Source organism: Rhodoflexus sp. (genome assembly GCF_053489755.1).
Window position 1 is genome coordinate 15494 of the sequence record NZ_JBRCHD010000058.1, and the last position, 12057, is coordinate 27550.

10 protein-coding genes are annotated in these 12057 nt (G+C 48.9%); 4 read left to right on the plus strand and 6 right to left on the minus strand.

All coding sequences use genetic code 11. The features are described from left to right. The first annotated feature begins 231 nt into the window (after positions 1-231). The 3 genes from ACWIP2_RS13045 to ACWIP2_RS13055 all read left to right on the plus strand — a co-directional run bounded on the left by ACWIP2_RS13045 (position 232) and on the right by ACWIP2_RS13055 (position 3074). Entirely contained in the window at positions 232-1362 is a 1131-nt protein-coding gene (locus ACWIP2_RS13045) for a lycopene cyclase family protein (RefSeq protein ID WP_448520381.1), read from the plus strand. Further along, entirely contained in the window at positions 1337-2284 is a 948-nt protein-coding gene (locus tag ACWIP2_RS13050; RefSeq protein WP_448520382.1) for a Brp/Blh family beta-carotene 15,15'-dioxygenase, read from the plus strand. Before ACWIP2_RS13045 ends, ACWIP2_RS13050 begins: the two co-directional genes overlap by 26 nt. 100 nt (positions 2285-2384) lie before the next feature. Then, entirely contained in the window at positions 2385-3074 is a 690-nt protein-coding gene (locus ACWIP2_RS13055) for a DUF6882 domain-containing protein (protein WP_448520383.1), read from the plus strand. Between the two features lie 114 nt (positions 3075-3188). Here ACWIP2_RS13055 and ACWIP2_RS13060 read toward each other — a convergent pair whose 3' ends face one another. Further along, positions 3189-3773: an NADPH-dependent FMN reductase gene (locus tag ACWIP2_RS13060; protein ID WP_448520384.1), complete on the minus strand. Its 585-nt coding sequence runs from the start codon at positions 3771-3773 to the stop codon at positions 3189-3191. Between the two features lie 72 nt (positions 3774-3845). Beyond that, entirely contained in the window at positions 3846-4847 is a 1002-nt protein-coding gene (locus ACWIP2_RS13065) for a GNAT family N-acetyltransferase (RefSeq protein ID WP_448520385.1), read from the minus strand. A 255-nt stretch (positions 4848-5102) separates the two neighbouring features. On the opposite strand from ACWIP2_RS13065, the gene ACWIP2_RS13070 reads away from it, so the two are divergent. Further along, positions 5103-8171 carry a GAF domain-containing SpoIIE family protein phosphatase gene (locus ACWIP2_RS13070; RefSeq protein ID WP_448520386.1) on the plus strand — a complete coding sequence of 1023 codons (3069 nt, stop codon included), beginning with the start codon at positions 5103-5105 and terminating at the stop codon, positions 8169-8171. Between the two features lie 95 nt (positions 8172-8266). Here ACWIP2_RS13070 and ACWIP2_RS13075 read toward each other — a convergent pair whose 3' ends face one another. From ACWIP2_RS13075 to ACWIP2_RS13090, 4 genes are read right to left on the minus strand one after another with little or no spacing between them, the layout of a single operon-like run. Then, complete coding sequence (locus tag ACWIP2_RS13075; protein ID WP_448520387.1) at positions 8267-9571, minus strand: glycosyltransferase; 1305 nt, start codon at positions 9569-9571, stop codon at positions 8267-8269. After that, a complete protein-coding gene (locus ACWIP2_RS13080) occupies positions 9568-10266 on the minus strand; it encodes an SIR2 family NAD-dependent protein deacylase (RefSeq protein ID WP_448520388.1) in 699 nt (232 codons plus the stop codon). Before ACWIP2_RS13080 ends, ACWIP2_RS13075 begins: the two co-directional genes overlap by 4 nt. Positions 10267-10277: 11 nt before the next feature. Beyond that, on the minus strand, positions 10278-11045 hold the full coding sequence (kdsB, locus tag ACWIP2_RS13085) for a 3-deoxy-manno-octulosonate cytidylyltransferase (RefSeq protein ID WP_448520389.1): 768 nt from the start codon (positions 11043-11045) through the stop codon (positions 10278-10280). A 2-nt stretch (positions 11046-11047) separates the two neighbouring features. Next, positions 11048-11998, minus strand: a complete 951-nt coding sequence (locus ACWIP2_RS13090) for a tryptophan 2,3-dioxygenase family protein (RefSeq protein WP_448520390.1) — start codon at positions 11996-11998, stop codon at positions 11048-11050. Positions 11999-12057: the final 59 nt, after the last annotated feature.

Here is a 12057-nt window from a genome sequence, read left to right on the forward strand (position 1 = left end):
TTCGATTGGCTTTTGCATATAACCGCCTGTGTCTTTCTGATGCAGGCGTTTTTTTGCTTTGGTCGTTGCGGAAACTGCTTTGCTAATACCACTTTCGTAATGGTATAAAATGACAAAATCATAGCTCCATTTGTATGTAGGAATAGCTTTTTAACGATGATTTGCCCGTTTTCAAACAAAACAGCCCCCTGCCTTGTCTTAATGGTAACTATCTAAACGCGTGTTACCTATTTGCAAAAGCGATACGACTATATTTTCGCAGGTGGCGGAATGTCTGCCTTACTGCTTGCCTCAGAGTTGCTCCAAAAAGAGGAGTTGCAGCAAGCTACTTTTCTCATCATAGATCCTCGCCTGTACGAGTACCCCACGCGAAATATCTGCTTCTGGGCAAAAGAGCCGCCTGATCTGCCGATTTCTTACAAAAATATATGGAACAAAGCCTTCTTTGCAGGTCTTTCGGGAGAAACCTGTGAAGATGTAAGCCCTTACCAGTACTATTGCTTCGATTTGTCGGCTTTTATGAATTCGCTTTTACAGCATTTTGCTGCACACAGCAACGTTGTGCTGATGAAGACAAACGTATTGCAAATTACCGGTAATCATGTGATTACAGATGCTGGCAACCTTGAAGCAAACTGCTTTGTTTTTGACAGCATCCCCCGGCGGCAGTTGCCGCAGCCGATCATCTGGCAGCACTTTCTGGGCTGGGAGATTGTTTGCGACGAGGAGGTTTTCGATACCGAATCGTTTCGTCTGATGGATTTCAGGGTAGACCAATCGCACGGGCCGGCGTTTATGTACCTGCTCCCCTTCGACGAAAAGTCCGCGCTGATCGAGTTTACGCTGATGTCGACCGAAATACTGCCCGACCAAGTGTACGAACAACACATGGCAGCCTACATGCAGCGCTTTTTCAAGGGCGCTCACTACTACATTACCGGCGCTGAAAGGGGACAAATTCCCATGTCGATGCATATCAGAGGTGTCAGCAAGGAACGCTACCTGACCATCGGTACGAGCGGCGGCTTTACCAAACCTACTACGGGCTATACTTTTATGAACGTTTGGCGCTACAGCAGGCAACTGGCAGCGGATATTGTTGCGGGGCGCGCCGTCAGTTTACCCAAATACTCGGGGCGATTCCGCTTCTACGATAGTCTGCTGCTCAATATCATGCTGCGCAGTCCGCAGGAAGTGCGTCCGATCATGGAAAAGCTGTTCTTGAGCAACCCTACTTCGCGCATCCTGACTTTTTTGTCGGAAGAAAGCTCGATCGGACAGGAAAGCCGTATCTTTAGCAGCCTGCCTTGGGCGCCTTTTTTCAAAGCCATTTACCATGAATACCTCGTTAAGCCAAGTTGAACAGCGCCACAACTTGCTGCTGCTGCCCGTAACGCTACTGATTATTGTTGCGCGCATGAGCAACTGGTGGCAACCACCTATGGACTATTTAGTTTTTGCGCTTGTTATGCTGCTGACAGGGCTGCCGCATGGTGCGCTCGACCACTTGCTGCACATCAGACATGGACAGAAAGATACTGTCAATAGCCGAACCATGCTGCGCTTCTTGCTGCGCTATCTTTCGCTGATCGCCATTTATGCGCTGGTTTGGGTATTGCTGCCTACGCTTAGCCTGCTCATATTTATCCTGCTGTCCTGCTATCATTTCGGGCAATCGCAGTGGTATTATTTTTTTCCTGCGGGCAGTGCCGTAGGGCGTTTGCTCTACCTCAACTGGGGCATGGCGGTGCTTTCGCTGATCTTGTGCTGGAATATTGATGCCAGCGAGGCGATCATAGCGCCCGTAGTACCCGAACTGATCCGCTCGGAGGGCTGGGCGCAGTTCCTCGAAATTGCGTGGATAGTGCCGCTGCTGCTGCTTGTGCCTCCTCTCCTCTTTCTTTTGGTCAAGTTTTTTGATACGCAACTGCGCATAGCAGTAGTTTCGGAACTGCTCACGCTGGCTGCTGTTGCGCTGGCAGCCCGCTACAGCGGCGTACTAATGGCTTTTGTGATTTATTTCGGCATCTGGCACAGCACCAAGTCGCTGATGACCATTACCCGCAGCTTTCAGGCGATACAGCCCGAATATACCTTGTGGCGTGTGTACAAAGAAGCGCTGCCTTTTACATTCATCAGCGTCATCGGTATTGGTTTGCTGCTGATGACCACCGTTTACGAATGGATCCCGATTAATCCGCTGATGCTTTTCTTCATTGCGCTTTCGGTACTGACCCTGCCCCATATGATTGTACTTGAGCTGGTTTACGAACGCAGGAGCTGATCGGTACAGCACAACTGCCATTTTTTTAGGGCAATCAGCCGAAAACACATAGCTTTGCATCCTGATTTAGCCTGTAAAGGCGGCTTTACCTATTACCCACATGACAGTTCAAACAACGCCCTGCACAACCGAGCAGGAACTCATAGAACGCTACGGCGCGATTGCTCTGGAAAAGCAAATTGCTTTCTATCAGATTATCGGTAGCCAGCCCTGGCACATCAATATTGAAGGTTCGCATATCATTTTCGGCGGTAATATCGTATGCCCGATCCAGGTGATCGGCACCTATATCCCCAAATCACAGGCTTGGCTCTACGCCTGGGCAACTCCGGATGCGGGTTTTCCTGAAGCGGCGCTAAATCATGCCAGCCAGCTAAAGGCCTACGGCGAGCAGCATCAGAACGACTTTCTACGCTATCACGGCTTTCAGGCAGACCAAACCGATCTGCACAAACTGGGGCTGATTGCTTCGGGGATGTTTCAAGCAACGGGCTACTTTATCGCCAACCTGAGCGACAATACAGCGCTGCTGCTCACAGTTTACAATTCCCGCTTACCTAACCGTACTAAAGAAGATCTGGGCGCGATACCCGATATTTTCCCTGCTATTTGCAACCTCTATCCGATGAACCAGCGCAACGCATTCGTGCATTACCTGACTGCAAAAGGGCTGCCCCTGACAGCTACTGAGCAAGAGGTTACAGCAACCAAAGATGATTTTGTATTTGTGGGCAAATTCGATGCGTCGGGCAAAATGACGCACTTGGAGATCAAAGAGGCAAGTGCATAACTCTGCAATATACACACCCTGAAGGGCGTGCCACATTTTACACAAGTACTCAGCCCGACGGGTAAAATTACCGGTGAGGCTGAATTCATTTTGGTATAGAGGCAGATTTAAGAACTACCGGAACCAGCGTTGTGCGATGCGCAGCGAATATTCTACAAAAGCCTCAGCGCCTTTGCTGTAAGCCTCCGCGCCAACGAAGTTACCATCAGCATCCAGCATCTGGTTGGTCTCATGCGATTCAAAGATGCGTGGTGCAATAACCGACGTTCCGTCCAGAAAATTGATCAACTTGTTGAGCGTTGTTGTCAGTTGGAGGACAGGTTGTCTGCCACCGCGCCCAGAGGAAACCCCCGCCAGCGCAAATACTTTATTGTCGAACAAATGAGCAAATGTTTTATCTCCCAACTGATCTAAGGCATTGAGCAGTTGCGGACTGAAGCTCCAGTTATACTCGGGCGAAATGATGTAGACTAGATCGCTTTTTTCCCAAAGGCTGATCAGTTGATGCTGGAAATCAGTTAGTTGAGCAGGATTGATACTACCCGCACCCACCCATGGAATATCGTAGTTTTCAAAGTCTGCCAGTGCGACATTGTTGATGCCTTGCTCTACCACTATTTTTTGCAAGAACTTGGCAAAGCGCAACGAGTTACTATTTTTTTGCGGCGAGGCGGATATAATTCCGACAGAAAATTCCATGACCTATGATAGTTGGTTGTAGAGATTTATAAACACGACTTTTGTCGGGCAAAGTTAATGAAATTGCGCTGCTCAGGCAGGTAATATTTTTTTCTTCAGTTCCCAAAGCGCATTAATATGCCAAGGGAGGCGATTGAAGTGTGCGGTGTAAAAAGAAACCTGCTCGGCTCCGAAGCTGCTATAAAATGACGCAACGGAAGCTGCCTGCGGACTTTCAAAATCAAAGATCAGCGGCTGCCCGGCATACTCGCGGAACATATAGTCAAGTAGGAGCGTGCGTCCGTTTTCCTTGCGCATAGCATCAAAAGCCGCGTTGAAGAGGTAGATAATCTTATTTCCGTCGAAGGCAAAAAGCGCACCTGCACCCAACTGACCTTTGTTGTTTTTGGTATACAGCAGGCGACACTTGCCACGCATTTGCAGCGCAGTGTAAATAGCACGCAGCCATCTGTAGGTACGCGGATGGATACCTCCGATAATTTTTTGCTCGGCACTGCGCCGAAACATCAAGATCAGTGGTTCTATGTTCTGCCCCTCAACAATTTGCAGATCTGCCCGCTCGGCGCGTTTGAGGTTCATTGCCCGATCGGCGGTATAGTGGCTGCTGATTTGCGCGTAATCTGCCGCCAGATTGAGGTGATGCGTATACGTCGGCTGAAAAATTATGTCTGAAAAATCAGGGCTTGCCCGCCAGTCCTCCTTCAAAAGACACTCGGCGATTATCTGCGAATTGTTCACATTGAACGGATAGTTGGCAGCATATGAATATGAGCCTAAACCCAATCGGCAAAAAGCAGCTAACACATCGGGGCTGACATGTCCCTGCCGCATAAAAATACCTAATTGCTGGCAGAACAGCGGATGCCAGAGGTAGCGAAAGGTGAATCGTTTACGGGTAGGCAGCGGCATCACAGCCTCATAACGGCCTGCGCGTTCGTGCACCACCGCATCCCAGCGGGGAGAAACAATATCCAGATACCATGAAAAAGCATATAGCGTTCGCTGCGGCGACTCGGCGATACACTCGTCCCAATCTCTTTTGTTGATCTGCCAGTGAGGGGTAAAGCGATACATAATTCATGGATTGCCTGCTAAATTAACAGAATCCGTTGTCATATACGCTATGGGCTGGTTGGTATTTGGCATCTTCGCCTTATCAGCCATCAAAAAACAACGGAACAGCGTTAAAAAATGATTGCTTTATCATTAAATTTGTTGGCTACCCCTACAAAACGCAAATGAGTGATTCGCGCGCGATCGGCTGCCAACCTGCGGGTCTTTCAAGAGCAATTTTCTACATACTGATACTAATGGTAGCCAATTACCCGTATGATGTTGAGTGAGGTTTACGCAAATAGAGAAGGAAATACAGATTCCCGCGAGGATGTGCGCCTGTTGGCAGAAGTTGGTAAGAAGATCATCGCAGAACTCGATATAGAGCGGGTCATCGAAGTAATTTTTGAAAATCTCTCGCTGCTAATGGATGTGGCAGTATTTGACATTGGTCTGTACAATGAACGGACGCAATGTTTGGAGTTTCCGGGTGGTATTGAGGAAGGAGAAAGGCTGCCTTTCCATACCTATTCTATTCAAACCGACCGTCATCGCTTGGCAGTGCATTGTTTCCTTAATCAGCAGGAAATTTACATCAACGACTTTCATAAGCAATATAACCAATACATTCCGGATGCACCTGTTCCTCAGCCAATTCTGGGGAAAAAATCAAATTCTATCATCTATCTGCCACTGGTATCCAAGAACGAGGTCATCGGGACGATCACTGTGCAGAGTTTCCGGCTCAATGCTTACACACCCTACCACATGGGGCTGCTGCGCAATCTGGCTGTTTACATTGCTATTGCGCTGGAAAATGCGTCTAACTATGAGGAGATCGAGCAACAAAAAGAACTGATAGAAAAGCAAAACCTCATACTCAGCGAACAAAAAAATGCCATTGAGCAGGCTTACCAGAACATACAGCTGCTCGGCGAGATGGGGCAAAATATCACATCGAGTCTGGACAGCGAAACGATTGTAGAGCGGATTCACGCCAATCTGAACCATCTGATGGATGCTACAATCTTCTGGATTGGCATTTATGACGAAAATCGCTCTTGTCTGAAGTTTGTAGGCGGAAAAGAGCGCGACGAAGTGCTTCCCTACTTCGAGCTGCCGCTTACAGAAATTGATCGGCTGGCTGTGCATTGCTTCATTAATAAAGCAGAGATACACATCAACGACCACGAAAACGAGTACCATAAATATGTACGCGTTTACAAACCGCCTATCATGGGCGAAATGCCGCAATCAATCATCTATCTGCCGCTATTAGTCAAAGAAAAAGCTATTGGCGTAATCACTGTGCAGGCTTTTCAGAAAAATGCCTATACGACCAACCACGTCAATATTCTGCGCAATTTGGGGGTTTATGCAGCCATCGCACTGGAAAATGCAACCGCATATAAGGAGATCGAGAGCCAGAAGGAACTCATCGAACAGGCTTATCAAAACATTCAGCTACTTGGGCAGTTAGGACAGCAGATCACTTCCAGCCTCGACATAGAAACCGTTACAGAACGCATTCACGAGAGTTTGAATACGCTAATGGATGCTTCTGTTTTCTGGATTGGCATCTATAATCCGCAAAAGCATGTACTAGAGTTCGTTGGCGGCAAAGAGCGCGGGCAGACCCTCCCCTACTTCGAGTTGGATATGGCCGACGAAAACCGCCTAGCTGCTTATTGCTTCAACAATAAATCCGAAGTGTGGCTCAACGACTACCCCAACGACTACCACCGCTATATCAAGACTTTTTCAGGGGCAATCCTCGGCGATATTCCACTCTCTATTATCTACATGCCCCTGATGGCAAAAGAAGAGTGTATCGGCGCTGTTACCGTACAGAGTTTCCAAAAAAATGCCTACACGCAAAACCACGTCTATCTGCTCCGATCGCTGGCTGCTTATATTTCCATTGCGGTAGAAAACGCAAGGCTCTATCGGGAAATGGAAGACAAAGTGAAAGAACGCACAGCAGAGGTGGTGCGGCAGAAAGAAGAACTGGAAGAAAGCAATGCCCAAATAGAAAAAGCCTATCAGAATGTAAAACTGCTCGGCGAAATCGGTTTGCAGATCACCACCGAGCTTTCTACTGACAAAATCATTGAGAAAGTTTACGAAAGAGTTAACTCGCTGATGGATGCCGCAGCCTTTGCTATTGGTATCCTGACCGAATCCCGCGCCCGCATAGAGTTTCGCGGTGCGATGGAAAAAGGACAAAAGTTACCCAACTTCTACCACTCGATGAATGACGACAAGCGCTTTTCGGTTTGGGCAATCAAAAACCGCAAAGAGGTGCTCATCAATGATTACTCGAAAGAATACAACAAGTACGTTAAGGAAATCAAACCACCCGAAGCAGGTGATGACCCCGAATCCATCATCTACCTGCCGCTGATCAGCAAGGATATTGTCATCGGGGTAATTACGGTACAGAGTTTCCGCAAAAATGCCTACGACGAATACTGCCTCAATATTTTGCGAAGCCTCGCCGTATTTGCAGCCAATGCGATCGAAAATGCAGAAGCCTACCGCAAGATAGAAGCACAAAACGAAGATATTCGCCGCACGAACGATAAGATGACGGCAAGCATCAACTACGCGCGCCGCATCCAGCAGGCAATGCTCCCCGATCGAGTTGCGATACAAAAAGAACTAAAGGATTCTTTTATCCTTTTCCGTCCGCGCGATATTGTGAGTGGCGATTTTTACTGGTTCCTCAAAAAAGAAGGTAAGATCTTCATTGCTGCCGTTGACTGTACCGGACACGGCGTGCCAGGTGCTTTTATGAGCATGATTGGCAATGACTTCCTCAACGAAATTGTGTCGCTGCTCAATGTCGAGTCGCCGGAACTGATCCTCGATACCCTGCATAGCCACGTGCGCCGCGCACTGAAACAGGCAGCAACAGACAATCGCGATGGTATGGACATAGCCCTGTGTGTCATTGATCAGCAGCGGCAAGTACTCGAGTATGCAGGTGCAAAAAATCCACTCATCTACATCAGGCACGACCAGCCCGAAGTAGTGCATCACATCAAAGGCGATAAAGTGCCGATAGGGGGCATGCAAAAGGAAAAAAACCGTCGCTTTACTAAACACACTATCCCCTTAAAAGTACCTACTTCGTTCTATATCTTTACCGATGGTATGCAGGATCAATTCGGCGGCGCTCAAGGCAGCAAGTATTCGATCAGCAGGCTAAAGCGCTTCTTTGCAGACAACTGCCAACTGTCTATGGAACATCAGCGGCGCGAACTTCGCTCCGAACTGATGGAATGGATGCAAAACGAGCGTCAGATAGATGACATCTTGGTCATAGGCTTCAGGCTGGGCTAACCAGACCGCGCCAATTGCTTTAAAACAAGTTCAGATTTCAACGCTACCAATAACGGAGTAAAAATGTGCGTGGCGCATGATTCATTTCATCAGTATCACGTGGCAACTATCCGATCCAGCAGCGCCGCAAACTGTCCGGTCAGTTTTCGGTTGGTATATTGGCTGATTTGATCGCCGTTTGTGGCGGGCAGGTTTCCGTATTGTTTGTAAGTGTTAAAAAAGTAGCGCAAGGCTGCTTTGATACCTTCCGTATCTTCATGTGCTACACAGCACCCCGCCTTGCAGGTTTGCAAAATATGGTCTGTATCGCTCCCTACCTGACCAATGCCAAGTACAGGACGTTTAGCTGCCAAATACTCAAACAGTTTTCCCGGAATGCGCCCTTGCGCATTAGCAGCCTTGTTGAGGATCAGCAGCAGCGCCTGTGAATTTACCAAGCGTTTCAGCGACTCGGCGCGGCTGACAGCAGGCAGCAGTTCGGTCATGCCCTGCACCTTGTGGCGGGCAATAGACTCCCGCACAGAAGCGTCTAACTGCCCAAAAAGCCGCAGCGTAAACACCTGCCCAAAATCGGGGATTTCCCGTGCCAGATCAGCCATTGCAGCAAAGAGTTGTTCGGGATTACGATCATCGCCAATCAGCCCCGCATGTGTGAGCGTCAGTTTCCAGTCGGGAGCATAGTTTATGTTTTTAAAATCGTCTTCATCGTAGCCCCATGGGATCACGTGTACGTTCTTTGCGCCAATGCGCTCTAAATCGCGTTTCCATGTCGGGCTGACAATGGTCGTAACATTGGCTGTTCGGAGGGCTTCTTGCTCCATGCGGCGATGCTTAGCGTCTGCCCAAGGGGTCAAGATCAGGCGCTGGTAGTAGTCCACCTGCGTCCAAGGATCCTGAAAGTCGGCCAGCCAAGGCAAACCCGTCGCCTGTCGGATCTTGCACGCAATCACTGTGTTCGTATGCGGTGGCCCATCGGATAAAATCGCATCTACTTTATTGGTTTTCAGCCAGTTGAGCAAGTATTTTACCGAAGGCGCAATCCAGAAAGCTCGCGCATCGGGTATAAAAAAGTTACTGCGGATAAATACTGAAAGTTTGTACTTCCAGTCGCTGCGTCCCGCTGCTACCAAATCGTTATTGACGTTTGCATCGGCAGGTTTGCCTAAAAACTTTTTGTAGTAAGCATATGGCTCAAAAATTGGCTGCTTGAGCACAGTCATCCCTGCGGGAATATCCTTGAAATTGCTCTCGTCTAAGGAAGGATAATGTGGGTTGGCAGCAGTGTAAACGACAGGCTCCCAGCCGTATTGACGCAAATACTTCGCAATTTTGAGACAGCGCAATACGCCAATACCACCGCTGGGCGGCCAGTAGTAGGAAATGATCAGAACTTTCTTCATCTATTGGCAAAAATACGCCGCAATTCGTCTTTTACGCGCTCCATACCTTCGCTGGCTTTGCCCTCGAGGGCAGTAAAACCAAGACGCGGACTCACATAGGGAATTTTCGTATCTACGATAAACTTAGGAATACCGGTGCGCGTTTCTTCAATCAGCCCTGCGGCGGGATATACCTGCAAAGAAGTACCCACTACCACAAAAGCATCGGCCGTAGCTACTATCTCGGCGGCAGTTTCGATCAGCGGCACAGCCTCGCCAAACCAAACGATGTGTGGGCGCAACTGCGAACCCAGAGGACATGTATCGCCCAAGCGGATGTCGTCTTTGATATCAAATACAAGCGACTCATCCAGCGAACTGCGCATCTTAAATAGGCTGCCGTGCAGGTGAACAACGTTCTTGCTGCCTGCCCGCTCGTGCAGATCGTCCACATTTTGCGTAATAATCACCACATCAAAATCGGCTTGCAACTCTGCCAGCACATAGTGCGCACGGTTGGGCTGTACGCTTTGCGCATCTCTACGGCGCATGTTGTAAAAATCGAGTACAGCCTGCGGATTTTTCCGCCAGCCTTCGGGCGAAGCAACTTCTTCTATGCGGTAGTTGTTCCACAGCCCGTTGTAATCGCGGAAGGTGGGAATGCCGCTTTCAGCGCTGATGCCCGCACCGGAAAGAATTACTAAACGAGGTAACATATCAATTTGGGTTAGATGGCGCTGTTTTGCAAGTCTTGTACTATTGTATTTGCCCGCACGAGGTCTTCGGGAGTTTCTACGCAGAAGCTGTCCTCTGTTGTCAATGCCGTCTGGATGCGATAACCATGCTCCAACCAGCGCAACTGCTCCAACTTTTCGCATACTTCCAGCGGCGAAGGCGCAAGGCGCGTAATAGCCTCCAGCACCTCGCTGCGATAACCGTAAATACCTACGTGCCGATAAAAAACATGGTGTTGCAGCCAGTTTTCAAACGGAATACCGCGCAAGTGCGGGATTGCCTGACGGCTGAAGTAGATCGCTTCGCCGTTGGCTTTGATCACTACTTTTGCCTCGCCCGGGTCGGTGAGTTGCTCGGTTTTGTCCACCCGGATAATCAGCGTGGCGATGTCTGCGCCTTCGCGTTGTAGCGCCGCTGCCACCAAATCTATTTGCGAGGGTTTGATGAATGGCTCATCTCCTTGAATGTTGATCACATGTGAAAAGCTACCTGCTGTTTTTTGCAGCGCCTCAAAACAACGGTCGGTGCCGCTGGGATGCTCTTCGCGGGTAAACACCACCTCGCCGCCGAAGCGCTCTACCTCTTCGGCAACCAACGGATGGTCGGCAGCCACTACTACCTTTGCAAGCGATGCGCAGCCGCTTACCTGCTCATAGACGCGGCGCAGCATGGTTTTTCCGGCAATATCTGCCAGTACCTTCCCCGGAAAGCGCGTAGAGGCATAGCGAGCCGGAATCACTCCCAATATCTGATTTTTCATAACTATCCTTTCAATTTTTGTATCACCCATGTTTTGCCCCACTCGCTTTGCTCTTCTGCTGTCCAGAGTTCGGGGTAGAAAATCCGCTTCTGGAAGCGCGGCGGCAGATATTCTTGCCAATTGGTGCCACCCGTAGCGGCAATATCGGCAGGTTCGCGTTTGAGGTAGCGCATCGCAGCGCTTAGGTGCGCCAAGGGCCAGTCTATATTGACCAAAGCATCCAACTCGCGCAGGGCTTCTTTGGCAGCCTCCTTATCGGCAAAGTACATGCGATACATTCGCCACAGGTTGCAGTTGCGGTAGCGGTGTGCCAGCGCAATCAACTGTTCGGAGTATTTTGCTTCAAATTGCTTGAGGGTCAGCGTTTGTTTGCCCGTTGCCAACTCGGTTGCGCCTTTTTTCCAGTAAACGTGCTCATACATCTCTTCTATGGTGGTATGTGTGTCTATCTGTGGGCGGAAGTCTTTGGTTACCAGATTTTTAAAGTCTGTCGCACAAATTTCAATCATGCGGTATTGGGCCGACTGGAAACCGCTGGAGGGCAGCAACGACATGCGAAACCTAAGAAACTGCTCCTGATCCATGCCTTCTACCATCACCGTAAACGAGCTGACCAACTGTTTGAAATAGCGCGATACGCGGCGCACTTTGTCCACAAATATTTTTATGTCGGGCTGCCCCTCGGCTAACTGCCTGATTTCGTGCAGGCAAAGTTTGAAATACAACTCCGTAATTTGGTGATAGCCAATGAAAATGGTTTCATCGGGGAAGTCTGTTTTCGGGTTTTGCAGGCTGAGCAGCGTATCCAGATGGATGTAGTCCCAATAGGTGAGATAGTTGGCATAGAGCAGCCCATCCAAATAAGAAGACAGATCCTGCCCCATCACCTCGTATTTCTCCTCTAACTTCCTGACCTGCGCCAAAATATTGTCGGGTATCTGATTGATTTCCATAACGATTCATCAAAAAAATAAGCGACTCAAAATAACGCATAAAAACAATACGCCGTACT